Annotated in this window: 26 protein-coding genes; 12 read left to right on the top strand and 14 right to left on the bottom strand. The window is 61.0% G+C overall.

Annotated elements, in window-relative coordinates:
* Positions 1-13: 13 nt before the first annotated feature.
* On the bottom strand, positions 14-763 hold the full coding sequence (locus tag AC6JBC_RS14620) for an SDR family NAD(P)-dependent oxidoreductase (protein ID WP_498026215.1): 750 nt from the start codon (positions 761-763) through the stop codon (positions 14-16).
* A 102-nt stretch (positions 764-865) separates the two neighbouring features.
* Positions 866-1,672: an enoyl-CoA hydratase/isomerase family protein gene (locus AC6JBC_RS14615; protein ID WP_498026214.1), complete on the bottom strand. Its 807-nt coding sequence runs from the start codon at positions 1,670-1,672 to the stop codon at positions 866-868.
* Positions 1,673-1,896: 224 nt separating this feature from the next.
* Here AC6JBC_RS14615 and AC6JBC_RS14610 point away from each other — a divergent pair, with 224 nt between their 5' ends.
* From AC6JBC_RS14610 to AC6JBC_RS14595, 4 genes are all read left to right on the top strand, one after another.
* Positions 1,897-2,406, top strand: a complete 510-nt coding sequence (locus AC6JBC_RS14610) for a MarR family winged helix-turn-helix transcriptional regulator (protein ID WP_498026213.1) — start codon at positions 1,897-1,899, stop codon at positions 2,404-2,406.
* 114 nt (positions 2,407-2,520) lie between these two features.
* Positions 2,521-3,318 carry an enoyl-CoA hydratase-related protein gene (locus AC6JBC_RS14605; protein ID WP_498026212.1) on the top strand — a complete coding sequence of 266 codons (798 nt, stop codon included), beginning with the start codon at positions 2,521-2,523 and terminating at the stop codon, positions 3,316-3,318.
* Between the two features lie 101 nt (positions 3,319-3,419).
* On the top strand, positions 3,420-4,625 hold the full coding sequence (locus AC6JBC_RS14600) for an acyl-CoA dehydrogenase family protein (protein WP_498026211.1): 1,206 nt from the start codon (positions 3,420-3,422) through the stop codon (positions 4,623-4,625).
* Between the two features lie 4 nt (positions 4,626-4,629).
* On the top strand, positions 4,630-5,745 hold the full coding sequence (locus tag AC6JBC_RS14595) for an acyl-CoA dehydrogenase family protein (RefSeq protein WP_498026210.1): 1,116 nt from the start codon (positions 4,630-4,632) through the stop codon (positions 5,743-5,745).
* A 2-nt stretch (positions 5,746-5,747) separates the two neighbouring features.
* Here the strand turns inward: AC6JBC_RS14595 and AC6JBC_RS14590 are convergent, their stop codons facing one another.
* The 4 genes from AC6JBC_RS14590 to AC6JBC_RS14575 are packed head-to-tail and all read right to left on the bottom strand — an operon-like array spanning position 5,748 to position 8,577.
* A complete protein-coding gene (locus tag AC6JBC_RS14590; protein WP_498026209.1) occupies positions 5,748-6,197 on the bottom strand; it encodes a nuclear transport factor 2 family protein in 450 nt (149 codons plus the stop codon).
* The gene (locus AC6JBC_RS14585; RefSeq protein WP_498026208.1) at positions 6,194-6,988 is read right to left on the bottom strand and encodes a ThuA domain-containing protein; all 795 of its coding nucleotides are present in this window, start codon (positions 6,986-6,988) and stop codon (positions 6,194-6,196) included. Before AC6JBC_RS14585 ends, AC6JBC_RS14590 begins: the two co-directional genes overlap by 4 nt.
* Before the next feature lie 21 nt (positions 6,989-7,009).
* Positions 7,010-7,771: an SDR family NAD(P)-dependent oxidoreductase gene (locus AC6JBC_RS14580; protein ID WP_498026207.1), complete on the bottom strand. Its 762-nt coding sequence runs from the start codon at positions 7,769-7,771 to the stop codon at positions 7,010-7,012.
* A gap of 23 nt (positions 7,772-7,794) precedes the next feature.
* A complete protein-coding gene (locus tag AC6JBC_RS14575) occupies positions 7,795-8,577 on the bottom strand; it encodes a glucose 1-dehydrogenase (RefSeq protein WP_498026206.1) in 783 nt (260 codons plus the stop codon).
* 246 nt (positions 8,578-8,823) lie between these two features.
* On the opposite strand from AC6JBC_RS14575, the gene AC6JBC_RS14570 reads away from it, so the two are divergent.
* From AC6JBC_RS14570 to AC6JBC_RS14550, 5 genes are all read left to right on the top strand, one after another.
* A complete protein-coding gene (locus AC6JBC_RS14570; RefSeq protein ID WP_464795419.1) occupies positions 8,824-9,726 on the top strand; it encodes an SDR family NAD(P)-dependent oxidoreductase in 903 nt (300 codons plus the stop codon).
* 67 nt (positions 9,727-9,793) lie between these two features.
* On the top strand, positions 9,794-10,918 hold the full coding sequence (locus AC6JBC_RS14565; protein WP_498026205.1) for an alkene reductase: 1,125 nt from the start codon (positions 9,794-9,796) through the stop codon (positions 10,916-10,918).
* Between the two features lie 102 nt (positions 10,919-11,020).
* The gene (locus AC6JBC_RS14560; RefSeq protein ID WP_498026204.1) at positions 11,021-11,251 is read left to right on the top strand and encodes a biotin/lipoyl-containing protein; all 231 of its coding nucleotides are present in this window, start codon (positions 11,021-11,023) and stop codon (positions 11,249-11,251) included.
* Positions 11,252-11,307: 56 nt separating this feature from the next.
* Positions 11,308-12,240 carry a 3,5-dioxohexanoate:acetyl-CoA acetone transferase gene (kce, locus tag AC6JBC_RS14555; RefSeq protein ID WP_196227088.1) on the top strand — a complete coding sequence of 311 codons (933 nt, stop codon included), beginning with the start codon at positions 11,308-11,310 and terminating at the stop codon, positions 12,238-12,240.
* On the top strand, positions 12,227-13,837 hold the full coding sequence (locus AC6JBC_RS14550) for a class I adenylate-forming enzyme family protein (RefSeq protein WP_498026203.1): 1,611 nt from the start codon (positions 12,227-12,229) through the stop codon (positions 13,835-13,837). The genes kce and AC6JBC_RS14550 overlap by 14 nt, the downstream gene beginning before the upstream one ends.
* Before the next feature lie 51 nt (positions 13,838-13,888).
* On the opposite strand, the gene AC6JBC_RS14545 is transcribed toward AC6JBC_RS14550, so the two are convergent.
* A complete protein-coding gene (locus AC6JBC_RS14545; protein ID WP_498026202.1) occupies positions 13,889-14,749 on the bottom strand; it encodes a MaoC/PaaZ C-terminal domain-containing protein in 861 nt (286 codons plus the stop codon).
* Positions 14,750-14,907: 158 nt separating this feature from the next.
* Here AC6JBC_RS14545 and AC6JBC_RS14540 point away from each other — a divergent pair, with 158 nt between their 5' ends.
* Positions 14,908-15,936 carry a zinc-binding dehydrogenase gene (locus AC6JBC_RS14540; RefSeq protein ID WP_498026201.1) on the top strand — a complete coding sequence of 343 codons (1,029 nt, stop codon included), beginning with the start codon at positions 14,908-14,910 and terminating at the stop codon, positions 15,934-15,936.
* 25 nt (positions 15,937-15,961) lie between these two features.
* Here the strand turns inward: AC6JBC_RS14540 and AC6JBC_RS14535 are convergent, their stop codons facing one another.
* The 7 genes from AC6JBC_RS14535 to AC6JBC_RS14505 all read right to left on the bottom strand — a co-directional run bounded on the left by AC6JBC_RS14535 (position 15,962) and on the right by AC6JBC_RS14505 (position 22,137).
* Positions 15,962-16,264 (bottom strand): YciI family protein, encoded by a 303-nt coding sequence (locus AC6JBC_RS14535; protein ID WP_498026200.1) that lies wholly within the window; start codon positions 16,262-16,264, stop codon positions 15,962-15,964.
* Positions 16,265-16,291: 27 nt separating this feature from the next.
* Positions 16,292-16,819, bottom strand: coding sequence for a MarR family winged helix-turn-helix transcriptional regulator (locus tag AC6JBC_RS14530; RefSeq protein WP_449468879.1), 528 nt, complete (start codon positions 16,817-16,819; stop codon positions 16,292-16,294).
* Positions 16,820-16,981: 162 nt separating this feature from the next.
* Positions 16,982-18,151: an acyl-CoA dehydrogenase family protein gene (locus AC6JBC_RS14525; protein WP_498026199.1), complete on the bottom strand. Its 1,170-nt coding sequence runs from the start codon at positions 18,149-18,151 to the stop codon at positions 16,982-16,984.
* Positions 18,144-19,037, bottom strand: a complete 894-nt coding sequence (locus tag AC6JBC_RS14520) for an HpcH/HpaI aldolase/citrate lyase family protein (protein ID WP_498026198.1) — start codon at positions 19,035-19,037, stop codon at positions 18,144-18,146. The genes AC6JBC_RS14525 and AC6JBC_RS14520 overlap by 8 nt, the downstream gene beginning before the upstream one ends.
* Entirely contained in the window at positions 19,034-19,489 is a 456-nt protein-coding gene (locus tag AC6JBC_RS14515; RefSeq protein ID WP_498026197.1) for a MaoC family dehydratase, read from the bottom strand. Before AC6JBC_RS14515 ends, AC6JBC_RS14520 begins: the two co-directional genes overlap by 4 nt.
* A complete protein-coding gene (locus AC6JBC_RS14510; protein ID WP_498026196.1) occupies positions 19,489-20,685 on the bottom strand; it encodes an acetyl-CoA acetyltransferase in 1,197 nt (398 codons plus the stop codon). The genes AC6JBC_RS14515 and AC6JBC_RS14510 overlap by 1 nt, the downstream gene beginning before the upstream one ends.
* 12 nt (positions 20,686-20,697) lie before the next feature.
* Positions 20,698-22,137 (bottom strand): 3-oxoacyl-[acyl-carrier-protein] synthase III C-terminal domain-containing protein, encoded by a 1,440-nt coding sequence (locus AC6JBC_RS14505; RefSeq protein ID WP_498026195.1) that lies wholly within the window; start codon positions 22,135-22,137, stop codon positions 20,698-20,700.
* A gap of 189 nt (positions 22,138-22,326) precedes the next feature.
* On the opposite strand from AC6JBC_RS14505, the gene AC6JBC_RS14500 reads away from it, so the two are divergent.
* Both AC6JBC_RS14500 and AC6JBC_RS14495 read left to right on the top strand, forming a co-directional pair.
* Positions 22,327-23,076: an electron transfer flavoprotein subunit beta/FixA family protein gene (locus tag AC6JBC_RS14500; protein ID WP_464789258.1), complete on the top strand. Its 750-nt coding sequence runs from the start codon at positions 22,327-22,329 to the stop codon at positions 23,074-23,076.
* Complete coding sequence (locus AC6JBC_RS14495) at positions 23,073-24,002, top strand: electron transfer flavoprotein subunit alpha/FixB family protein (RefSeq protein ID WP_464789259.1); 930 nt, start codon at positions 23,073-23,075, stop codon at positions 24,000-24,002. Before AC6JBC_RS14500 ends, AC6JBC_RS14495 begins: the two co-directional genes overlap by 4 nt.
* Positions 24,003-24,117 lie beyond the last annotated feature (115 nt).

The raw sequence follows: 24,117 nt of genomic DNA, 5'->3' as shown, positions 1-24,117 counted from the left end.
GAGTACCCCCGGATCAGAACTGGACACGCTTCGTAAAGCCGCCGTCGATGACCAGATTGGCCCCCGTGACGTAGCCGGCCGCCGGGCTCGCAAGGAACGCGATCGACTTCGCTACCTCCTCCGGTGATCCCAGCCGTCCCATGGGAATCTGGGCAACGATGCCGTTATAGAGGTCGGGCATGAGCGCCTTGGCCCCTTCCCAGTTGCCGCCCGGATAGCTGATCGGGCCAGGCGTCACCATGTTGACGCGAACGCCCTTGGCAGCCCAGACCTGTGACAGCTGCTTGCCGTAGGTGATCAGCGCCGCCTTGATGGCGTTGAACGCCTGAGGCATCAGGAATGTCTCGATTGCCGCCGTGCTCGACATGAAGATGACCGAGCCAGCTTGCGACTTTTCAAGATATGGCTCGAGTGCTTCACATGCATCGACCGCGCCCAGCATGTCGATACGATAGCTTTCATCCCAGTCCATGGCGCCTTGCGCGCCCGATGAGCTGATCGAATGGATGAATATGTCGCACCCGCCCAGTTCTTCGGCGAGGCCCGTCAGCATCGCCTTATAACCTTCGCGATCCTCCAGCGTGAATTCCCGTGTGACGGCCGTGCCGCCCAACTCACTGTTGAATTCCTCCAGCGCGTCTCCGTTGCGCGAGAAGAGGCCCAACTGCGCGCCTTCCGCAGCGAACAGTTCGGCGGCGGCGCGGCTGATCCCGCGGGTCGCGCCGCCCATGATGACCTTCAATCCTGACAAGCCCAGATCCATGAACCCTCTCCCATTTTTGGATAATGACTGGCAAAGCCGGACGACCGGCCTCCGCGCCCCATCATCATTACTATGCTAGCATACTATTTTCAATAGCCGACATTAGTCATTTTTCCAGTAAAGCTGATCCATGCCTTCGCCAGCGTCGAAGCGTGCCTGAATCGCCTTCATGCTGACCACGCTGTCGGGGTGCGCGAACAAGCCCTGGCTGATCAGCTGATCATTCTCGATGCCCTGGCTCTGGTTGAGGTCTTCTGCCTCACCCAGCATCTTCTTCATCCCGGCGACCGACTGCGGCGGGAGCGATGCGATATGCCGGGCGAGCGCAAGCGCCTCTTCAACCGCTTTGCCTTTGGGAACCACGCGATTAAGGCCGCCAAGCTCATATAGCCGTTGCGCGGTCAGGGGGCGCCCTGTCAGGACGACTTCGGCAGTGGCCGTCCGTCCTATCAAACGCATCAAGCGGGACGTTCCGCCAATCCCGGTGCCTGCGCCAATGGCTACTTCCGGCTGGCTGAAGCGCGCCTGCTCCTCCGCGACCCGCAAGTCGCATCCCCAACCCAGCTCACAACCGCCGCCCGATGTGTCACCGTTGATCGCAGCAATCGTGACCGCAGGCCCACGGTTGAGAAGCTGGAGCGAGCGGAACCACCCGGCCGGGTCGCCGGTGGCGGCCTTCCCTTCGACCAGATTCACGATGTCGCTCAGATAGGCATGCTCGAGCCAATGCCCCTCGATGGATGATGCGAGCACGATGACGCGGGCCTTTTGCTCGATCGCTCCCTCCAATGCGTCCGCAAGCAGGCTTACCGTGGCGCAGGTGGTCAGGCTTCCCGATACGCCGCCATCGCCCACCGTGATCAATGCGATACCCTCGGCGGGCCATTGCGTGTCCACATTTCCCTTCACGTGCTTCTCTCCTGATTCTGGCAGATCGCGTTTGAGTATCGCTCAACGCTCCTTGACAACCGTCACTACAATATGGCGCATAAACATACAAATGTCATTTATTGATGCGGGCAGGGTCATGATGCAAGATGATGGGACAAGGCCACCGCCAAACGTCGGCATGATTCGCAGCGGCATCCGGCACGGAACAAAGGGGGATGAGGGTGGCGAGAAGCAGTGACAAGATGAAACGGGCGGAAAAGCCGGATAACGACGCGCAACAATGCTCATTCCCGATGTTCAAAAAGACATTGGCATATCAGGCGCAATTACTGGCCCGTATCACGCAAGCGGATTATCTTGAGAGGATCAGGATGACAGGAATAGCGCCTGCTCAAGCCTATGTTCTTGGAGAATTATGGCTGGAAGAACCTCTCTCTCAGGTAGAATTGTCGCGGAGACTCGAGATTGGCAAAGCGACAATAGGACAGACGCTTCAGAGGCTTGAGAAGGCGGGCATAATAGAGCGGCGGCGGGTAGCGGCCGATCGGCGACTGGTGATGGTCCACTTGACCGCCAAAGGACAGACATTGCACCAGCCATTGAAAATCGGCGCAGTCGAGCAGGACGAGCTGCTATCGCGAAAGCTGGGGTCCGAACGAATCGCTATGCTGACGGACCTTCTGGAGGAATCAAACCGACTCCTGTCGGGCAGCTTGCCGATCGATGCGGGCGGAGCGGAGATATTGGAATGAGGCAAATTTCTAGACGGTTCTCATATTTTCACGGATGATAGTATGCTAGCGTTCTAGATTCTGCTATCTGGTTGTTACAAGGCCGAGCGAACCCAAGCATCACTGGGAGAGGACATGAAGTTCGAGCATTATGAGACCCTGGCTTTCGAGCGTGTAGGACGGGTTCTGACCATAAGGATGAACCGCCCGGACGTTATGAACGCCGTCAGTTCCGCTCTTCATGAGGAAATGGCCCGCGTCTTCTTCGACGCTGCGGACGACCCCGAGAGCGACATCATCGTCCTGACCGGGTCAGGCAACGCCTTTTCCGCAGGCGGTGACCTGGAGTGGTTGGAAGACCAGGCCGCAGGCCGCCGTGAACCTTTCGTCAATGATGCAAAGAGTATGCGGCGCATCGTCATGGGCCTGCTCGACTGCCCCAAACCGGTGATCGCCAAAGTGAATGGCGACGCGATCGGATTCGGCGCGTCTATTGCACTGTTGTGCGACATCGTCATCGCCGCCGATCATGCCCGGTTCGCCGATCCCCACGTGAAGCTGGGCCTCGTCGCGGGGGACGGGGGCGCTCTGATCTGGCCGCAACTGATCGGTTTCGGCAAGGCGAAGCATTATCTGCTGACCGGCGAAGCAATCGGCGCGGTGGAAGCGGAAAGATGTAATTTGATCAGCTTCGTGGTTCCGGCGGCCGAACTGGACGGCCATGTCGCCAAATATGCGGAACGCCTCGCTCGCGGCGCGCAATCGGCGATACGCTACACCAAATCGGTCACCAACATCGCCCTGCGGCAATTGTTCAGTTCCGTGTTCGAAGCGGGCGTCGCTTATGAAGGACTGGCGACCTACACCGCCGATTTCGGCGAAGCGTTGCGTGCGGTTCGGGAAAAGCGGCATCCGTCCTTCACTGGCCGTTGATCGCGGCTCGAAGGAAGGGGCGCTTTCCATCTTGCGTTATCCTGCATTACGTATGTATGCATATGGTATTGATACACACTATTTAGGGCTAGGTTGAGCCGATGGATCCCGCCTACAGTGAAGAGGATAAGGCGTTCAGAGCTGAAATCCGAGCGTTTGTGGAAGCCCACCTTCCAGCAGAGCTCGTCCGGCGCGGCCGCCACGACTTTCATCCCCACCGCGAGGATCAGGCGGCCTGGACGCGCATTCTCGCCGAGCGGGGATGGTCGATGCCGCACTGGCCCGCGGCCCATGGCGGTCCCGGCTGGAGCGCGGTTCAGCGGTTCATCTTCGAGGATGAGATGCGCCGCGCCTATGCGCCAACCGCAGACCGGATCGGTGCCGAACTGGTCGCGCCGGTCATTTACACTTTCGGTTCCGAAGAGCAGCGGCAGGCCCATCTTCCCGGTATAAGGCTGGGCGAGACATTCTGGGCGCAGGGATTTTCGGAACCGGGCGCGGGCTCCGATCTGTCCTCGCTGCGCACGCGCGCGGTGAGGGATGGCGACCATTATGTCGTCAACGGGCAAAAGACCTGGACCACCGAAGGGCATCATGCCGACATGATGTTCATGCTGGTGCGGTCCAATCCTGACGTCAAGCCGCAGGCTGGCATATCTTCGTTGGTCGTGGACCTGAAGACGCCCGGCATCACCCGCCGCCCGATCTGGACATTGGACGAAGGATTGACGGTCAACGAGTTCTTCTTCGACGATGTGCGCGTGCCCGTGGAGAACCTCATCGGGGAGGAAGGGCAAGGTTGGACCCACGCCAAGTTCCTGCTGGGGAATGAGCGCACCAACAGCGCCGAAGTCCCGCACACCCGGCGTGACATTGCCCAGCTTCGCGCAATCGCTCGGATCGAGAGGAAGAACGGGCGCCCGTTGATCGAAGACCCGCTCTTTCGCGCAAAGCTGGCCCGTATCGAAATCGACACGAAGTCGCTGGAAATCGCGGTGCTGCGCGCACTGACGTCCGACAATCATGGCAGTGCATCCGTCGCGTCATTGGTTAAGGTTCGCGGATCGGAGCTGCGCCAGTGCGTGGCCGACCTCGCCGCCGAAGCCTTGGGCGACTATGGCATAGCCGTCAGCACCGACGGTGACGCGGCATATCGCCTATACGATCAAGATCATGGCGCCAGCCCCACGCCGGAACATGGCATCGGCGTCGCGGCCAAGGCGATGTTCCGTCGCGCGACCACCATCTATGGCGGGGCGAACGAAATTCAGCGCACCCTGATCGCCAAGACCGTCCTGGAGCTGTGACATCATGGATTTCAATTATACAGCCGAGCAGGACGCTCTGCGGGACAGCGTCAGGCGCTTCGTCGAACGGGAATATGATTGGGAAAAACGGTTCGCCATCATCCGATCGACGGACGGGATCGTGCCGGATCATTGGGGAGCCTTTGCCGAGCTAGGCTGGTTGGGCGCGGGACTGACGGAGGAGGCCGGCGGGTTTGGCGGCGGCGTCGCAGAAAATGCGCTGATTGCCGAGGAACTGGGGCGCGGTCTGGTGACCGAACCCTTTGTCGGCCATGTCCTCGCCACCCAATTGCTGGCGGCGATCGGATCGGACATCGCGGGCGCCCTGCTCGCGGACCTGATCATGGGCGAACAGCGCGCCGCTGTCGCTTTGCAGGAGCCTCAAGGGCGCGGCGACTGGCGGATGGTCGAAACGCGCGCGGAAGGTTCGGGGTCGTCGCGGTTCCTCACCGGGGTCAAATCTCTGGTCGAAGGCGCGAGCCACGCAGACTTGCTGCTCGTGACTGCCCGGCATGAAGATCAGGTCGGCATTTATCTTGTTAAACAGGGTCAGGCTGGTGTCGAACTGCGCCGCTATCGCACCCTGGACAATCGGCGGGTCTGCGACATCCATCTGGAGCGCGCGTCAGCCGAATTGCTCATGGAGGGCGCTGAGGCCGAACGCGCGATTGCGCTGGCCGTTGATCATGCCATCGTTGCCGTTTGCGGCGAAGCGCTGGGCATCATGGACGCTGCGCTCTGGGCAACGCGTGATTATCTGAAAGTCCGCAAGCAGTTCGGCACGACCATCAGCAATTTTCAGGCGCTTCAGCATCGCATAGCAGACATGCTGTTAGAGGTGGAGATGACCCGCTCCGCGTTGTTCCATGCGCTCGGCGCGATGGAGGAGGAAGAGGCCGTCAGGATCGCCGCCGTGTCAGCAGTCAAGGTTCAGGCATCAACCGGAGGGCTGTTCGTGGGCCAGCAGGCGATCCAGCTTCACGGCGGGATCGGCGTGACCGAGGAACTGAATATCAGCCACCATTATCGCCGCCTGTTCGTCATCGCGCGGCAGTTTGGTGACGCCGACCTGCATCTTGAGCGCTTCGCTCAAGCGACGGACGAGGTGGAAGATCGTTAGGATTAGGCGACATCGCGAAACAGGGCGACGTCCTGATTTCCCGCTTCACGCAGCGTGACGAGACCCATCTCCTCGATCAGCCATTCTCCGTCTGCAAGCCTGAAGCCATAGGAGAGCAGGCCCCATAGTTCATGAAGCGGCGGCGCCAGTTCTTCGCAGCTGGCCCAGCCATAGCGTTTCGCGCGCAGGGTCGCCCGCTCGGCCTTCACGGAAACGATCGGGTTGAGTAACATGTGGCAGGACGTCTTGGCGGGAGGATTGAGTGACGCGATCCCTGCCACCAGCTCGTCCACAGGTACGGCCGCAGCCTCATCGCCTACCAGAACCCCTATCCTTACGGTGACCATGGCTGTGAAGCTACGTCTTACGCGCCGCCAATCTTTCGCATCAACGGCTTCGTCGAGCATATATGCGGCCTTCAATACCGCTTCGGTAGGGTTGGGATGGGTCATGGCGCGTTCACCGGCATGCGCGCGCCCCAGCGGATCGCCCGCCGGATGACTTCCATGTAGACCGGATTGTCCCACGGTCCCACCTGCGGCTCAATCTCCGCGATAAAGGGCTGCATATCATATCGTCCGCAACTGTGGCCCGGTGCCAGGAACAGCGCCTCGCCCGTGCCGTGTCGATGCAGCACCGCTTGCGGACGAGGCGCATCCTCCAGCCATGGCCCCTTCACATAGCCGGGCGCATCGCCAGTATAGCGGGACTCGAGCAGGATTTCGCTCTCCCCACGCAACTCCAGAATATAGGGTTCGTCCACCACTTCGAATGACGGCAGGCCCGCTACGATCGGGTGGTCGGATATGGGGCGCACGGTAAAGGGCTGGGGCGCGAGGTGGGAGAGAAAGCGGCAGCCCAGGAGATCCATATAGGCCGGATGCCGGTCGGGCGTATCCGTAAGACCGGGCAGTTTGATGCCGCCAATCTCCACCTCTGGGCCAGAAAACTCGATGTAAGCGGCGCTCCCATGGACGGCGAGCCATCTTCCGCCGCGCGCCAGGAATTGCTCCAGTTCTGACAGTGCTTCGCCTTCTGGGAAGATGTTCGTGGTGTAGGTCACCAGAAAATCAGCAGTCCTCAGCGCATCCAGATCATGAAAACCGTTGGTGCATGTCGTCCTGATGCGCTCATGCTCCCCCAGTCGCTCCAGCAAGCGGCGGCGTACCATGTCGAAATCATGAAAGTTTCCACCAATTACGAGCAACGCCCGCACGATGCCGCTTGCCGGTTCGTCCTTCATCGCTTTTCCTCTGCCATCACTTCAGTTCCAGTTCGCCTGCCCACCATCCACCGGGATCGTTGCGCCGGTGATGTAGGCGGCCTCTTCGCTTGCCAGGAAAAGGACGACGCGTCCGATATCGGATTGGGGATCACCGATCCGTCGCATGGGGATGGTGGACAGATAAGCGTCCGGCCCCTCCGGCTTGGCGTCCAGCCAGGCGAGCATGGCGGGCGACCCGGCAAGTGGCGCGATGTTGTTGACGCGGATGCCGTCTGGTCCCCATTCGGATGCCGCAGCCCGCGTGATGGCGCCGATCGCCTGCTTCGCGGCCGAATAAGCGGCGGTGCCGCTCGTGTCCCAGTTTACGGCGGTCGAAGAGACGATGTTGATGATCGCCCCGCCGCCGCGCCGCTTCATATGGGGGTGAACCGCCTTCATCATGCGGAACGCCGCGAACGGTCCGCTCTCGAAGGTCAGCAATAGCCCCTCATCATCAATGTCGAGCAGCGGCGCCAGCACCGCCTGCTGTGCATTGTTGACCAGAATATCGATGCCGCCATGACGATCGGCGGCATAGGCGACGAGAGTCTCTATGTCCGCCGCGCTCCTGACGTCGGCGGGCGGAGCCACGTCCGACTGGCCACCCGCTGCCGTTATTTCGCCATGCACGGCGTCCAGCGTGGCCTTTGTGCGGCCAGCCAATATCACAAGCGCTCCGCCAGCCGCCAAAGCCAGCGCGATACCGCGCCCCACGCCCTGCCCCGCCCCCGTGACGAGCGCAATCTTGCCCATGATGTTCATATGACCGACCCTTCTCTTCCCCGTCAATATTGCGCAGACTGACCGCCATCGATCGGGATGACGGCACCGTTCACGAAGGATGAGTCGGCAGACAGCAGGAAGGCGACGACCGACGCGACCTCCTCTGCGGTGCCCATGCGGCGCATCGGATTATGCGCGACGAACTGCTCGGCGGCTTCCTGCCAGTCATCCGGATTTATCTGGCGCAGCGATGCTTCGACCAATGGCGTCAGGATAGCGCCCGGAGCGACCGCGTTGATGCCGATGCCCATCGCGCCATATTCCAGCGCTGCATTGCGGGTCAGGCCCACGATCGCATGCTTGCTGGCAGTGTAACCGGCCTGTCGCCCCGAACCGCGAATACCCAGCGCGGAGGCAGTATTGACGATCCGGCCATGTCCCTGCCTCGCCATCACCTTCAGCACATGTTTCAGGCCCAGCAGGACACCTTTGGCATTGACCGCCATGATGCGATCGAAAAATTCGGCATCGACATCCTCTGTAGCCACCTGCCGGTCTTCGATACCCGCATTGTTGAAGAAACCATCGACCGCGCCGAAGCGGGTCACGGTCCTTTCTACATAGGTGCGCACCTGATCTTCCTGCGACACATCAGCTTGCGCCAGGAGAATTTCCGCCTTCGGGCAAAACTCCCGGACGGCGCCGTTCGTTTCTTCAAGACCCCTGGCGTTCACATCGACCAGCGCCAACTGCGCGCCATCCTGCGCACAGCGGATTGCTGCCGCCCGGCCAAGGCCCGAACCCGCGCCGGTGATGATGATGACCTTCCGTTCCAACCTTGTCATTGCCGCCTGTCTCACCGGGCCATCCCCTGTCTGCTAAACATTGCCGCAGCCACCAATACACGACATATGTCATTTTTATTCCTGTGACACCGTCCTTGATGCTGACAGATGTTGCATAAACGATCTAAAGCATATAGTACGCATACGGATTAGATGCGTAAAGAGGCAAGGACGGGTGGGGCTTATGCGACGGCCCGTTCGGCCACCGCGCACCAACATATTTCCTAGGTAAGCAAGGAAGCGGGCATGAGTTTTCTAGAAGGCAGAGTGGCGATCGTTACGGGCGGCGGACGTGGTGTCGGCCGCACCTATGCGCTCAAACTTGCACAGCATGGGGCGAAGGTCGTGGTCAACGATCTGGGCGGCGACGCGGCGGGCAGCGGCGGCGAGGATCTGACCCCCGCGCAAGAGGTCGTCAATGAGATCAAGGCTCTGGGCGGCGAGGCTATCGTCAATGGCGGTGACGTTTCCAACTGGGACAATGCCCGGGAGATGGTCAGCCAGGCCGTCGAAACCTTCGGCCGTCTCGACATCCTCATCAACAATGCAGGCATCCTGCGCGACCGCATGCTGGTCAACATGACTGAGGAGGAATGGGACATCGTGGTCAAGGTGCACCTGAAGGGCACCTTCGCACCTACGCATCATGCCGCCAATTACTGGCGCACGGAAAGCAAGGCGGGGCGCCAGCCGGATGCCCGTGTCATCAACACGACATCGCACTCGGCCTTGTTCGCCAACATCGGGCAGGCAAACTATGCCGCCGCCAAGGGTGGCATTGCGAGCTTCAGTCAGGTCGCCGCACGCGAGTTGCAGCGGATCGGCGTCACTGTAAACGCCATTGCGCCGCGTGCCGAAACCCGCATGACGGCAGGGTTGCGCGAATGGACGCCCGAGCAGTTGGAGCGCCGCGACCCCGAATGGATCGCAGGATTCGTCGCCTGGCTCGCCAGCGCTGAAGCAAGCAAGGTCAGTGGCCGCGTCTTCGAAGTTTGGGGTTATGGCATCACCGTCGCCGAAAGCTGGCAGCATGGTCCGAGCTGCGAAGCGTCGAAGGACCCGACCGTGCTCGGCGAACGCGTCTCCAAGATTTTGAAATTCGCGCGCTCGAACGCCGGAATCAACCCGGGCGAATGGCTCGATCCCTGATAGCAGCGTGGCAGGCCGTCGAATGTCCGCCGCCTCTTTGGATGGGTAAGCTCGCAGGAATATCGCAATGTCTCTGGACGCTTTATTTGAACCACTGACGATCGGGTCGCTGGACATTCCCAACCGGGTGGTCATGGCGCCCCTGACCCGTGCCCGTGCGGACGACCGGCACGTGCCCACCCCGCTTCAAGGCGAATATTACGCCCAGCGGGCGGACGCAGGCCTCATCATTTCAGAAGCGACTGCCGTCGATCCGCTCGGCATGGGCTGGTATCGTGCTCCGGGCATTTGGTCGGATGAGATGACCACGGCCTGGAAAGCCGTCACGGAGCGTGTCCATGCGGCGGGTGGGCGCATCTACTGCCAGCTTTGGCACATGGGCCGGTTGGTGCTGCCGGATTATATCGGTGGGCAGCAGCCGATTGCTCCATCACCCCTTGCCGGGGAAGGCGAAACGATGGCGCCGCCTCCTGACGATTATCAGGGCGGGTTCCTGCCGATGAAGCCTTATGTCGTACCGCGTGAAATGACGCAGGCCGATATAGGCAAGCTTGTAGCCGCCTATGGCCGGGGAGCAAGAAACGCGAAGATCGCGGGCTTCGATGGCGTCGAAATCCACGGGGCCAATGGCTATATCATCGACCAGTTCCTGCAATCGAAAAGCAACCATCGGCAGGATGGCTATGGCGGCAGTGTAGAAAACCGCGTCAGGCTGTTGCGGGAGGTGATCGATGCGGTGACGGCAGAAGTCGATCCTGCCCGAGTGGGCCTTCGCGTCAGTCCCACCAGCGAACGCAAGGGAATGGGCGATGCCGATCCGGGCGCTTTGACGGAGGCGATCGGCCGCATCGCGCAGCAGAGCGGGCTCGCCTATATTCACCTGATCGAGCCCATCGCGTCAGGCTTCATGGAAAAGCCCGATTACCCGGTCATCGAGCGGTTGCGCGCCGTCTTTTCAGGGACGATCATTCAGAATGGCAGTTTCGACGGCCCCGCTGCGGGCGATGCCATTGCCAAGGGCAAGGCGGACGCTATTTCCTTTGGTCGTCCCTACATCGCCAATCCTGACCTCGTCGCCCGGATAAGGCGCAGCCTTCCGCTTGCGGAGGCGAATTTCGATTATGCCTATGTCGGCGAGGAACGAGGTTACACGGACTATCCTGTTTTCAGCGCATCGGGGTGCTCCGTCTGAGAGATAAATATCACGCGGATGGACGTGGACGTCGTTCATTCGCCACCATGTTAAATCGATCATCTTCGGCGTCACGGTAGCGCCGCCCAAGGAGAAAATATCATGTCGACTGAAATCCTGCTGCCCAAGCTCGGCTTTTCGATGAATGAAGGGCTGCTGTCCGAATGGCTCGTGGCCGATGGTGGGGCAGTGACGGCCGGAGAGCCGCTATTTGCCCTGGAAAGCGACAAGTCCACACAGGAAGTAGAAGCACCCGCATCGGGCACGCTGAAGATTTTCAAGGAAATCGGGGAAACCTATTCCGTGGGAACGGTGCTGGGCGAGATTATCTGACGAATTGTTGATAGGAACTGTTTTCTCTGGAGAGGCGGCGCAAAGCCGAAACATATATGAAACGCACCGACAAGGTCATCATCACCTGCGCCGTCACGGGGTCGATCCATACGCCGAGCATGACCCCCCATCTGCCGATCACCGCCGACCAGATCGCCGCCGAGGCGATCGCGGCGGCAGAAGCAGGCGCCGCGATGGTTCATCTGCATGCCCGTAATCCCGAAACCGGGCAGCCGTCTCAAGACCCGGAACTCTTCCGGCAGTTTCTCCCGCGGATCAAGCAATCGACCGACGCCATCGTCAACATCACCACCGGCGGCGGTCTGGGCATGAGCCTGGCTGACCGGCTGGCGCCCGCGAAGATGTTCCGACCCGAAGTCTGTTCGATGAACATGGGATCGGTGAACTTCAATATTTCCGGGGCCGGGGCAAAGATTTCGGATTGGCAATATGATTGGGAACTGCCCTATCTGGAAATGACCAAAGACTTCATCCTGTCGAACACCTTCGCCCAGATCGAGCAGGCGATGACGCAATTATCGGACCAGGGCACCCGGTTCGAGTTCGAATGCTATGACGTCGCGCATCTCTACAATCTCGCCCATTTCGTCGACCGCAAGATGGTGGAGCCGCCCTTCTTCATTCAGGGCGTGTTCGGCATATTGGGCGGCATCGGGCCGGACCCGGAAAATGTCATGCATATGAAGACGACGGCGGACAGGCTGTTCGGCGAGGATTTCATCTTTTCCGCTCTTGCCGCCGGAAAGCACCAGATGCGGCTCGTCACCTTGTCCGCGCTGCTGGGCGGGTCGGTGCGCGTGGGTCTGGAAGACAGCCTTTATGCTGGTCGGGGCAAGCTGGCGACGTCCAACGCCGAACAGGTAGCCAAGATCCGCCGCGTGCTGGAAGAACTCAGCCTGACCGTGGCCACGCCGGACGAGGCTCGCGCCCTGATGCAGACAAAGGGTGGAGACGATGTCGCATTCTGACGGCGAAGCGATCGGCGGGCTGCTGGAGGAGGGTCTAGCGCTCGCGGAAGGGCCGCCGCTCGACGATAGCGGCCTTATCCTGCCGTCCGATTATCCTAATGTCGCCGCCGCCATTTCGCCCGACAAGCCAGCCATCATCTTCGGCGATCATAGCTGGACTTATGCCCAGCTGGACCGGGGGTGCGATGCGGTCGTCACCTTGCTCGGCGAGTATGGCGTTAAACAGGGTGGACGGCTGGCCTATCTCGGCAAGAATAACGATCTCTTCTTTCTGATATTGATCGGGGCCATTCGCGCTGGCGCGGTCCTGGTGCCGATCAACTGGCGCAATACGGCTCCGGAAACGGCCTATGTGCTGGAAGACAGCGACGCGAGCCTGATCATTGCGGATGCCGAGTTTCTTCCCGTTCTCAAGGAAGCGGATCGCCAAGGCCTTCCGACACTCGTCGTGGATGAAGAAGGGCCGCAAGGTCTGCGAAGCCGGATCGCAGCGGCACAGCCAGCGCCTCGCTCGCCGTTGGACCCGCACGCACCCTGCCTGCAACTCTACACCAGCGGCACTACCGGGCGGCCCAAGGGTGTCGTCACGTCTCAATATGCGTTCGGCATCCATCGCCATGTCGAGAATGTGTCCGGCTATTTCGCCGACTGGGGCGATGACGAGGTCCTGCTTTCACCCCTCCCAACATTTCACATCGGCGGGATGTCCTGGGTCTGCACAGCCTTGGTGCGCGGTGCGACTGTTCATATCATCGCGGACACCGCGCCTGCCACCATATTGGACGCTTGCCTGGAATTTGGCGTTACCCGCACCTTCATCGTGCCGACGCTGGTGCGCGGGCTGATAGCGGAGATGGACGCGCGCAATGTTCGCGTGCCGACGCTGCGCGGCATTCATTATGGCGCCGCGTCGATGGACCCAGGCCTGCTGGAACGATCGGTCGATCGCTTCTCCTGCCACTTCCTGCAATATTACGGCATGACCGAAAACACCGGGACGATGTCGATCCTTGGGCCGCTAGAACATGACATCCATCGCGCTCATCTGCTCCGGTCGGTGGGACGGCCCTTGCCCGGTTTCAGCGTTGCGATCCGCGATGCGGAAGGCCAACTTCTGCCCGTGGACCAGCCAGGGGAAATCTGGGTCAAGTCGCCCAGCCTGCTGATCGAATATTGGAACAATCCCAAGGCAACGTCGGAAGCGCTGATCGACGGCTGGTATCGATCGGGTGACGGGGGGAGGCTGGACAAGGACGGTTATCTGTTCCTCACAGACCGGATCAAGGACATGATCGTGTCGGGCGGGGAGAATGTCTATCCCGCCGAGGTCGAGGCCGTGCTGCGCGATCATCCGGCCGTGATGGACTGCGCCGTGTTCGGATTGCCCCATCCCAAATGGGGCGAAGGGGTGACGGCGGCGGTGGAAGTTCGTCCCGGTCATGAACTCGATGCCGAAGACCTCATCGCCTTCGCGCGGCAATCGCTCGCCGCCTACAAGATTCCGCGCCGGATCGAACTAGGCGTTGCGCTTCCCCGCACAGCGTCGGGGAAGGTCCAGCGCGGGCTGATCCGCAAGCAGTTCCTGAGCGGGGAATAAGCCGGGCGTCGGCGCGCACGGAGACCTATCCGTGCGCGCCGCTCCTGCCCCTTATGCGTCGCTCACCTGCGCCGAGCAGCGGTCGAGCACCACCACATCCCGTTGCGCCGCGACGGCGCGGAAACGCAGCTGGCCGCCGCCCTGCTCGTAAAATTCAAAGCGGATCGTCTCGCCCGGCATGACCGGCTTGCTGAAGCGGACAAACATGCCCTTGAAGCGCGCCACGTCATTGTCGCAATAGTGCGCCAGCACCGCGCGATTGGCCAAGCCCTTGGTGCACAGGCCATGCAGGATCGGCCGGTCGAACCCCGCCTTTCGCGCAATCGCTGGCTCTGCATGCAGTGGATTCCAGTCCCCGCTCAAACGATAGATCAGGGCCTGGCCCGGCCGGGTAGCAATTTCAACCACCGCATCGGGCTTTCCTTCGGGCACCGGGTCCGCCGCCGGTATGGCATTGCCGAAACCGCCCTCCCCACCATTGCCGCGCATGAACAGCGTCGATCGCACGGTCGCCAGGTAATCTCCCGTAGCCGTATCATACAGCGCCTTTTCCTGATGGAGCAGCGCGCCGCGCCCTTCACCTTTGTCCTCGACCCCCGCCACGCGATATTCGCCCCTTATGGTGCCCGTCGGGGGCAGCGGCTTGTGCATCGTCAGATCCTGCTCGGCGTGCAGAATTTTCACCCAGTCGATGCCGAATTCCGGTCGTTGCGCCCAGAAGCCGGGATGGCAGAGAATGTTGGCAAAGCAGGGCAGGGAACGCAGGTCTTTTTCGTAGACGAACGGCAACTCTGCCTCATCAAGCGGGTCCAAGCCATAGCCCAGCCCCAGCGCATGGAGGATCGTGTCGCGTTTGTCATAGGATTGGACGATGGGCTCAATCGTCAGGTTCCTGATTTTCTCAATGTCCAAGCGTCATCCCTCCAATGGCGTTTCAAGACCACTCAACAGCCCATCGGCGTTATATGGTGCGTTATAGTACCATACGCATTATATCTGATTTGACAACCTTTGGCACGAGGATATAGATTGCAGGCATACCAGTTTTTGCCGCCTGATATGGAGCTTGCGTGCCGGACTTTATTCCTCCGTTCAGCACCCGCCTGACGAACCGGCAGGTCATCCTTGCGCGCCGCCCGGCGGCCAGCCCAATCGCTGCCGATTTCGCCCGCAAGGACGTCAGCATTGCATCGCCCGACGAGGGCCAGTTTCTGGTGCGCAACCTCTATCTTGCGGCGGACCCGGTACAGCGCGGTTGGGCGGCCAACGAAGCCCTCACGCCACTGGGTGAGCCAATGCGCGCCCTTGCGGTCGGCGTGGTCGTGGAAAGCCGCGATGATGGCATCCGATCAGGCGATGTGGTCTACGGCTTTTTCGGTTGGCAGGATTACAAGGTCGCGACACGCGGCGACCTGTTATCGCATATCCCCCAACCCCGCGCGCCGCTTTCCGCCTATGCCGGGGTACTTGGCATGCCCGGTGTGACGGCATGGCTCGCCTTGCAAGACATCGCGCCACCCTATGAGGGCGCGGCCATGCTTGTATCAACGGCGGCTGGTACGGTGGGCAGTGTCGTGGGCCAGATCGGACAGCGCGCGGGCGCGTTCGTCGTCGGCCTGACCGGCAGCGATGAGAAGGTGGAAAGCTGCGTGCGCGACTATGGCTATGACGTCGCCTATAATTACAAGTCGGTCGATCTGGCGGCCACCCTTGCCGAGGCTCGCCCGGACGGCTTCAATATCTATTTCGACAATACCGGAGGCCCGATCCTGGACACGGCAATCCGCGCCATGGCAAGGCACGGGCGGATCGTGCATTGCGGCACCGCCGCCACGCCCAGCTGGAATCCTCCGCCCACCGGCCTTCGCAACGAACGCGAGATATTGATGCGCGCGCTTATCTGCGGTGGGTTCGTCATCTTCGATCATGTCGCGCGTTTTCCCGAAGCCGTGGAAAAGCTGAGCGACATGGTGCTGAACGGCGACCTGAAGTTTCACGACCATGTCGAACCCGGTATCGAACGGGTCAGTGGCGCCCTTGAGGCGCTTTTTGCGGATAGCAACGCACCCAAGACGCTGGTCTATATTGGCGAGGATTAGCGGGCTTCGGGGACTGCGCTCGCGTTCAGTCTGGCCGCCACTCGCCTATGGCAGGCCGCACCGGCTGAATGACGAAATTGCCCGTGAACACGCCTTCCTTGGTGAAAGGGTCGCCCGCGAGCAGCGCGCGGACTGCGGCTTCATCTTCGGCCTCCAACAGGAAGGAACTGCCTTGAGGGCTTGAGTCCGGTTTGTCGCCATCCAACATGGCCCCAGCGACTTTCACCGCAGCGCCCTGTTCCAGCCAATAATCCAGATGGCGCTGCCGATGCTCCAGCCGAAGGGGCAGGGCGTCCGGCTTGTCGGCGGCCAGAACGATGAAAAACATGAGATTCCAGCCTTCCCGTCGCTGATTTCAGTCTTCGCCCTCGATCAGGCTCGAACCACCCTGCTCGCGCAGGACATCCTTCAAATTCTGCTTCACCTGCAACAGCACTTCCTCACACACTCCCCTGTCGGCGTCCGAAACGCCTTCCAGGATGCGGCGGTTCATCGTCGCGGCCAGTTCGATCATGAGGCCGATCACATCGAACCCCTTTTCGGTGATGAACACGCGCTTGGCCCGGCGGTCGTTGGCATCTGCCCGGCGTTCGACATGGCCCGACGCTTCAAGCCGATCTATCAAGCCACCGACGGTCACCTTGCCCACTTCCATCAGCCGGGCAAGATCGACCTGCATCATCCCGTCATTACCGGCTCGCGACAAGGTGCTGAGCACCGACCATTGCGACCGGGTGATCCCGTAAGGCCGCATCAGCAAGTCCATCACGGTGCGCCGGATACGCGATACGTCATGAACCAGATAGCCGAACGTGAACTGTTTCGCTGAAGGCCGTTTCGGCGTCTTCTTTTTCGGTGCGGCAGCTTTCAGCGTGTTCGTCATTCTCACCATCCAGTTAAAGGCAATTCCGGTGCATCATCTTCGTCCGATGATCTATAATTCGCCCTCTATTGCAATAGCGTATGATAGCGAACCCGATGATCAGCAGGCGTATGATGTCTCATAGCCTCTCTATGCTGACCAACTATGATCTGGCAACCGCCTTCATTTGCCGAACAGGTCTCGGCCGATAATCTGTTTCATCACCTCAGCAGCGCCGCCAGCGATGCGAACGATGCGGGCGTCGATATAGGCCCGCGCGATCGGATATTCGGTCATATAGCCATAGCCTCCGAAAAATTGCAGGCATTGGTCGACGACCTTCACATGCAGGTTGGTGACCACCAGTTTCACCTTCGCCGCTTCGACGCCGGTCAACTCTCCTGCGAGGAAGCGCTTGATGCACCAATCGGTGAAGGTCCGGGCTGACAAGATTTCGGCCGACAATTCCGCGAGCACGAACTGCGTATTCTGGAAATCCGCCAGCGTCTGGCCGAACATCTTGCGTTCGGCGGTATAGGCGACGGTCCATCCCAGCGCGGCTTCCGCGACGCAGATGCTGCGCACCGCCTGCGTCAGCCTTTCCTGCGCCAGCTTGCCCATCATGATCCCGAAGCCGCCGCCCTCGCGGCCCAGAAGCCGCCAGGATTCCGCGCGCGCGTCCTCCAGGAAAATTTCCGACGTATCCTGCGCTTTTAGGCCGATCTTCTCAAGATTGCGCCCACGCTTGAAGCCCGCTTGATGCGTGTCGATCGCGATCAGACTGACACCCTTCGCGCCCGCCGCCGGATCGGTCTTGCAGGCGCAGACCATTATGTCGGCGAGCTGGCCGTTGGAAATATAGACCTTCTGCCCGTTCAGCACATAATCATCGCCCTCGCGAATGGCGCGGGTGCGAACTTCCTTTACGTCTGAACCAGCACCCGGCTCGGTCAATCCAAGCGCGCCGATATACTCACCCGCGACCATGCGGGGCAGGACCTCGCGCTTCAGCTCCTCGGTGCCTGCCGTCAGGATATAGGGCGCGACCATTTCCGAATGCACCATGAAGCCGGGGCCGGTGATCCCCTTCTTCGCCAGTTCCTCGATGACGACGACATTGTAGAGCCAATCCGCGCCGAACCCGCCATATTCCTCGGGAATGTTGGGGCAAAGGATGCCCACCTCGCCCGCCCGCTTCCAAACCTCGCGGGGGACGACTTCGTCCTTTTCCCACTGATGATGGTTGGGAACCAGTTCCTCATCCACGAAGCGCGCGACTGTTTCGCGAAACTGTTCATGCTCGGCGGAAAAGATGCCGCGTCCGCCTTCGACAGGATGCTGTGCTTCAGCCACGGCGCGCCTCGTGCATTGCCAATGTTCTTTCCGCCTGTTTGAGGTGAGGGATGTCCAACATCTTGCCGTCAAGCCCCAAGGTTCCGGCGTCAGGGTTGGCGGCGAACAGGTCGATCACCCGCCGGGCGAAATCCACCTCGTCAGCTGATGGCGAGAAGCTCTCGTTGATGATATCCACCTGCGCGGGATGTATCGCCACGCGGCCGGAAAAGCCTTCTGCCCGCGCGGCCTTGCATGAGGCGCGCAGACCGTCCGGATCGCGAAAATCGACGTAGAGCGTGTCCACCGCTTCGCCGCCCGCAGCATGCGCGCCGAGCAGGCAGAGCGAACGCACCATCTTGTAAGTGTGGGTCCATTCGCCGGTCCCGTCGGTATTGCCGCTCGCGCCGATAGCTGAACTCAGATCCTCGGCGCCCCATGTCAGCCCGTAAAGCCGAGTCAGGCCTGCCGCCGCATAATCACCCAGCCGGAAGGGGGAGACTGCGGTTTCGGTCGCCACCGGCAGGATGCGGATCGAACCCTGTTCGACACCAGACGCCGCTTCCAGCGCGCTCAGATAATGGCTGACCTGCTCCACATCCTCTGGCCCGTTCACCTTTGGCAGCATGATACCGTCGGGCGCGACAGGCACGATCGCGGCCAGGTCTTCCAGAGTCCAGGGCGTGTCCAGCGGATTGACGCGCACCCATAGCTGCGACTTTCGTTCAGCGCGCGGACGTTCCTTGATAAAGGCCGGAACCATCTCCCGCGCCACTGGCTTGCGCGCGACGGCGACGGCATCTTCCAGGTCGAAGATGAAGGCATCGGCAGCGACGCCATCGACCTTGCCCAGCTTCTTCTCGCTGTCGCCGGGGATGAAGAGGAAAGATCGGATCGGCAGGGTCATGACGCAGGCCTTTTGAGCTGGAGGCCGGATCGCTTGCACGACGCCGCCAGTTCATCCTTCTGATTATAGGCCTTGTGAAGGAATGTGACGATCCCGGCTTCGGGCCGCGACTTTGACTCGCGCAGATCGATGACCTCGCTCGTGACGTGGATGGTGTCCCCATGAAACAGCGGGTTCGGGAAGCGCACCTCGTCCCAGCCAAGGTTCGCAACCGCCGTGCCCAGCGTCGTGTCCCCGACCGAAATGCCGACCATCAGGCCCAGCGTGAAGGCCGAATTGACCAGCCGCTGCCCGAAGGGCGTGCCCTTCATATACTCCTCATCCAGGTGCAGCAACGCCGGATTATGGGTCATACAGGAAAACAGAACATTGTCTGTTTCAGTGATGGTGCGCCGAATGGGATGGTCAAAGACCATGCCGACTTCAAGCTCGTCAAACCAGACTCCAGGCATCACGCAAGTCCCAGGATAGAGATGGCGGCGACGCCCTGATAGGGAACACCGCCCAGATTGTGCGTCAGTCCGATGGACGGACTGGAAAGCTGCCGCTCCCCTGCCCGGCCCAGCAACTGGCTGTAGACCTCATAGGCCATGCGCAGGCCCGAAGCGCCGATCGGGTGGCCGAAACATTTGAGGCCGCCGTCGATCTGACACGGTATCGCGCCGTCCCTGTCATAGCGGCCGTCCAGAATGTCGAACACGGCGCGGCCATCCTCGGAAAAGCCAAGGTCTTCCATCGTCACAAGTTCAGTGATCGAAAAACAGTCATGCACTTCGCTCAGGTTCACTTGGCGCTTGGGATCGGTGATCCCCGCCTCCTTGTAGGCGCGCGACGCGGCGTTGCGCGTGTTCGCGACATAGCTACCGTCCCAGTCATTGGTCTGGGTTTCCCGGCCGGAGCTGGCGGAAAGCTGCAACGCCTTGATCGTCACCAGGTCCGTCTTGCCCATAGCCCGCGCGATTTCCGGGGTGGTCACGATCGCACAGGCCGCGCCATCCGACACGCCCGAACAGTCGAACAGGCCCAGCGGATCGGAAATCATCGGCGCGTTCATGATGGTTTCCATCGGCACGGCCTTCTGGAAATGCGCCTTGGGACTGTGCACGCCGTTCTGGTGGCTTTTCCACGACACATGGCTGATGGCGCGCTTCAAGTCTTCCTTACTGGTGCCATATTTCGCCCGGTAATAGGGCGCGAGCTGAGCAAAGCCGGCGGGCGCGGAGCCCATCGGCATCCACAGGTCGTTAAACGTACCCTTGAAAGCTGGAGGCAGGCCGCCAAAGCCCGTGTCCTTCAGCTTTTCCGACCCGATCGCCAGTGCAATATCCACCGCGCCCGACGCGACGGCATAAGCGGCTCCGCGCAGCGCTTCTGTGCCGGTCGCGCACATATTTTCGACGCGGCTCACGGGAATGCCTTCAAGCCGCAGCGCCATCGCGGCGGGAATGGAGCTGTTGCCGACGTTGACGCTATCGCCCCAGCAGCCGAACCATGCCGCTTCGATCTGGTTACGCTCGATCCCCGCATCAGCGAGCGCTTCCTCGAACGCCTCCTTCATCAGGTCGGGCGACCCCATGTCCCATCGTTCGCCGAATTTGGAGCAGCCCATCCCCAGAAGGGCCACCTTATCCTTGATACCCGTCGCCATGTCGCGAACTCCTCAGGCCGCGCTCAGCGGCGTCGATTTCCAGAAGTAGCGGTTATATCCCCGCTGGCGGTCCTTCTCCTTGATGCGGAAGACCATGCGGACCTGATCCCCGGTGTCGATCCCATCCGGGCCGATATCCACCATCTCCATCAGGACGCGCGCACCATTGTCGAACTTCACAAAGCCGACCCACAACGGTGGTGAAGGATGATAGGACAGCCAGTCGGCGGTCGATGTCAGGACTTCCGCAGTCTTGTTCCGTAAGGGAACATCAGTGAACTGCTCCCCCGGGGCGTGACATTGCACGCAATATTGCATCTGGGGGAACTGGACCGCGCCACAATTGCCGCACTTCCCGGCGTTGAAACCTTCGAGCTGGGCGGCAGAGCGATACTGCTCGGTCAGAGCCGTCTTGGCGCTCTTCTCCGAACGCATGCCCCATTCATTTTCGATCCCACCGTAGAATGACAGCATTCGCAGATAGCTGTCCGTCCGCAAGGCATCCGCGATGGAGCCCGCGACGCCCCGCGCCGGGCGGGCTGATGCGATTGCCTCTGTCGCCTGGAATATGAGGACATCAGCGCCCTGACCGAAGCCGATCAGCAATATCCGGTCGCCCGGCTGGGCCTTTTCCAACGTCGCCGAGAACATCAGCAGCGCATGGGCCGCGCCAGCATAGCCTACGCCGTCGTCCAACGCCCCGGCGACAGCGCCTCCAAACTTCAGCGCCTTGGCCACCATGTCCGCCGCACCCTTCAGATAGGAGGGCATGACGAAATGCTGAATGTCGTCGATGGTGAGTTGCGCCTTATCCAGCGCCGCCCTGACAGCTTGCGGCACAATCTTCGCGTAACCTTCGTCGCGGACCCACCGTTCTTCCCAACCATAATCGCTCTGGACGTTCGCCGACCGGAAATGATCGACGAAAACTTCGGTGAGAGACGCTGATCCGATCAACCGCGCCACCACGTCACGGTCTGAAATCACAAAGGCGGCCGCCCCTGCGCCAAAGCTCATTTCCTGAGCGCTGGCAGGCTTTGCAAAGGGATTATCGGATGCCACCACAAGCGTTGCTTCCGCGCCCTTGAGCGCTTGTAGCAGGGCAGATGTTCCTGCCCGCTGTGAGCCAGCGGCGTCCGACGTAGCGACACTCGCCGGGGCACCGATCGCCCGCGCCATGATCGCCGAATTCTGAAGGTCGGCATAAGGCAGGCTGGTCGATGCCAGCCGTACGGCCTTTACGCTATCGAGGCTCGTATCAGCCAGGGCATCGCGGGCAGCTTCGACGCCCATGGTGATGGCGTCCTCATCCCAGCTGGTGAACGCCCTGCTGCCTTTCGCCTGCCCACGCAGGCCAGGCGCCATCCAACCATGTGCTTCCGCTATCAAGGAACGATCCAGCCGAAGCCGGGGAACATAGGCGCCATAGCGCGAAATGCCGAGTTGAGTCATTCACCTCACCTGCTCAAGGACGCGGCACCCTGCCGCCTGCCGTCGCTCACCGTGACGGCCATATTCAGCCGAAGACTCATTTAGTTCGCTAGATTACGTTACGCAAGGGTCTTATTTGACGCGGTCGGCTTTACGGCAGGAGATTCGCGTTATATATGACCGTATGCTTGCATACTTATGGAGAGATGCATGAAGATCCTTGTGCCCGTGAAGCGGGTCATTGACTATAATGTGAAGCCGCGAGTGAAGGCGGATGGGACGGGCGTTGATCTGGCGAACGTCAAGATGAGCATGAACCCGTTCGACGAGATCGCGGTCGAGGAAGCCATCCGCCTTAAGGAAAAGGGCGTGGCGACCGAGGTTGTGGCGGTGTCGATCGGCGTTGCCAAGGCGCAGGAAACGCTGCGCACGGCGCTGGCCATGGGTGCGGACCGCGCGATCCTGATCCAGACCGATGACGAAGTCGAACCGCTGGGCGTGGCCAAGCTGCTCGCCAAGGTGCAGGAAGAGGAAGGCGCTGGCCTGATCATCCTGGGCAAGCAGGCGATCGACGACGACAGCAACCAGACCGGCCAGATGCTGGCGGCTCTGCTGAACCTGCCGCAGGGCACCTTCGCCTCGAAGGTCGAAGTTGAGGGCGACAAGGTCAGCGTGACCCGTGAAGTCGATGGCGGCCTGGAGACGGTGAAGCTCAACGTCCCCGCGATCGTCACCACCGACCTGCGTTTGAATGAGCCGCGCTATGCGTCGCTGCCGAACATCATGAAGGCGAAGAGCAAGCCGCTTAGCACCAAGACGCCTGCCGACTATGGTGTCGATATCGCGCCGCGCCTGGAGACGCTGAAGGTCACCGAGCCCGCCAAGCGTTCGGCTGGCGTCAAGGTTGCCGATGTCGATGAACTGGTCGCGAAGCTCAAGGCTCTGGGAGTTGCAGCATGAAGACGCTTGTCTGGGTTGAACATGAGGGCGGCGCCGTCAAGGACGCGACCCTTTCCGCGGTCACCGCTGCTGCAAAGCTGGGTGAAGTGCATCTGCTGGTCGCTGGCGCAGGCGTCGGTGGCGTGGGTGAAGCTGCTGCGAAGATCGCTGGCGTGGGCAAGGTCCATGTCGCCGATGACGCGGCCTTCGGCCATGCGCTGGCGGAAAATGTCGCGCCGCTGATCGTCGAGCTGATGGGCAGCCATGACGCGTTCGTCGCGCCCGCCACCAGCAACGGCAAGAATATCGCACCGCGCGTCGCGGCTCTGCTGGACGTCATGCAGATCAGCGACATCCTGTCGGTCGAGAGCGAAGACACCTTCACGCGCCCCATCTATGCGGGCAACGCGATCGCGACCGTCAAGTCGAAGGATGCCAAGAAGGTCATCACCGTGCGCGGCACCGCTTTTGAGAAGGCGGCGCGCGAGGGTGGTTCGGGTGCGGTGGAGGCTGTGGCCTCGACCGGCGACAAGGGGCTGTCGAGTTTCGTCGGCGCCGAGATCGCCAAGCAGGAGCGTCCGGAACTGACGTCTGCCAAGATCATCGTGTCGGGTGGTCGTGCGCTGAAGGATGGGCCGACCTTTGAGGAGGTCATCTATCCGCTGGCGGACAAGCTGGGCGCAGCGGTCGGCGCGAGCCGTGCTGCGGTCGACGCGGGCTATGTGCCGAACGACTATCAGGTTGGGCAGACTGGTAAGATCGTGGCGCCGGAGGTCTATATCGCTGTTGGTATTTCCGGCGCGATCCAGCATCTGGCGGGGATGAAGGACAGCAAGACCATCATCGCCATCAACAAGGATGAGGATGCGCCGATCTTCCAGGTCGCGGACATCGGCCTGGTGGGCGACCTGTTCAAGGTCGTGCCGGAGTTGAACCAGAAGCTCTGAAGCTCTCTTTTTCAACACCCCAATGAGCCCTCGATTCTGCGACGAGGGCTCCCATCCTGCCATCGGGGGCAAGCATCGAAACGACTGCCTTGCCTTAGGGCCGATCGACATTCAG

The organism is Sphingobium sp. RC1 (assembly GCF_059738765.1).
The sequence above is the reverse complement of the archived record's forward strand: the minus strand, read 5'-3'. Positions and strand labels throughout refer to the sequence as shown.

What these genes read in the sequence shown, in the direction of transcription:
- AC6JBC_RS14550 (WP_498026203.1), top strand. Translation starts at nt 12,227, where the DNA reads ATGTCGCATTCTGACGGCGAAGCGATCGGCGGGCTGCTGGAGGAGGGT.
- kce (WP_196227088.1), top strand. Translation starts at nt 11,308, where the DNA reads ATGAAACGCACCGACAAGGTCATCATCACCTGCGCCGTCACGGGGTCG.
- AC6JBC_RS14605 (WP_498026212.1), top strand. Translation starts at nt 2,521, where the DNA reads ATGAAGTTCGAGCATTATGAGACCCTGGCTTTCGAGCGTGTAGGACGG.
- AC6JBC_RS14500 (WP_464789258.1), top strand. Translation starts at nt 22,327, where the DNA reads ATGAAGATCCTTGTGCCCGTGAAGCGGGTCATTGACTATAATGTGAAG.
- AC6JBC_RS14620 (WP_498026215.1), bottom strand. Translation starts at nt 763, where the DNA reads ATGGATCTGGGCTTGTCAGGATTGAAGGTCATCATGGGCGGCGCGACC.
- AC6JBC_RS14570 (WP_464795419.1), top strand. Translation starts at nt 8,824, where the DNA reads ATGAGTTTTCTAGAAGGCAGAGTGGCGATCGTTACGGGCGGCGGACGT.
- AC6JBC_RS14495 (WP_464789259.1), top strand. Translation starts at nt 23,073, where the DNA reads ATGAAGACGCTTGTCTGGGTTGAACATGAGGGCGGCGCCGTCAAGGAC.
- AC6JBC_RS14535 (WP_498026200.1), bottom strand. Translation starts at nt 16,264, where the DNA reads ATGTTTTTCATCGTTCTGGCCGCCGACAAGCCGGACGCCCTGCCCCTT.
- AC6JBC_RS14610 (WP_498026213.1), top strand. Translation starts at nt 1,897, where the DNA reads ATGAAACGGGCGGAAAAGCCGGATAACGACGCGCAACAATGCTCATTC.
- AC6JBC_RS14585 (WP_498026208.1), bottom strand. Translation starts at nt 6,988, where the DNA reads ATGAAGGACGAACCGGCAAGCGGCATCGTGCGGGCGTTGCTCGTAATT.
- AC6JBC_RS14565 (WP_498026205.1), top strand. Translation starts at nt 9,794, where the DNA reads ATGTCTCTGGACGCTTTATTTGAACCACTGACGATCGGGTCGCTGGAC.
- AC6JBC_RS14520 (WP_498026198.1), bottom strand. Translation starts at nt 19,037, where the DNA reads ATGACCCTGCCGATCCGATCTTTCCTCTTCATCCCCGGCGACAGCGAG.
- AC6JBC_RS14505 (WP_498026195.1), bottom strand. Translation starts at nt 22,137, where the DNA reads ATGACTCAACTCGGCATTTCGCGCTATGGCGCCTATGTTCCCCGGCTT.
- AC6JBC_RS14560 (WP_498026204.1), top strand. Translation starts at nt 11,021, where the DNA reads ATGTCGACTGAAATCCTGCTGCCCAAGCTCGGCTTTTCGATGAATGAA.
- AC6JBC_RS14575 (WP_498026206.1), bottom strand. Translation starts at nt 8,577, where the DNA reads ATGACAAGGTTGGAACGGAAGGTCATCATCATCACCGGCGCGGGTTCG.
- AC6JBC_RS14530 (WP_449468879.1), bottom strand. Translation starts at nt 16,819, where the DNA reads ATGACGAACACGCTGAAAGCTGCCGCACCGAAAAAGAAGACGCCGAAA.
- AC6JBC_RS14600 (WP_498026211.1), top strand. Translation starts at nt 3,420, where the DNA reads ATGGATCCCGCCTACAGTGAAGAGGATAAGGCGTTCAGAGCTGAAATC.
- AC6JBC_RS14595 (WP_498026210.1), top strand. Translation starts at nt 4,630, where the DNA reads ATGGATTTCAATTATACAGCCGAGCAGGACGCTCTGCGGGACAGCGTC.
- AC6JBC_RS14590 (WP_498026209.1), bottom strand. Translation starts at nt 6,197, where the DNA reads ATGACCCATCCCAACCCTACCGAAGCGGTATTGAAGGCCGCATATATG.
- AC6JBC_RS14510 (WP_498026196.1), bottom strand. Translation starts at nt 20,685, where the DNA reads ATGGCGACGGGTATCAAGGATAAGGTGGCCCTTCTGGGGATGGGCTGC.
- AC6JBC_RS14580 (WP_498026207.1), bottom strand. Translation starts at nt 7,771, where the DNA reads ATGAACATCATGGGCAAGATTGCGCTCGTCACGGGGGCGGGGCAGGGC.
- AC6JBC_RS14515 (WP_498026197.1), bottom strand. Translation starts at nt 19,489, where the DNA reads ATGCCTGGAGTCTGGTTTGACGAGCTTGAAGTCGGCATGGTCTTTGAC.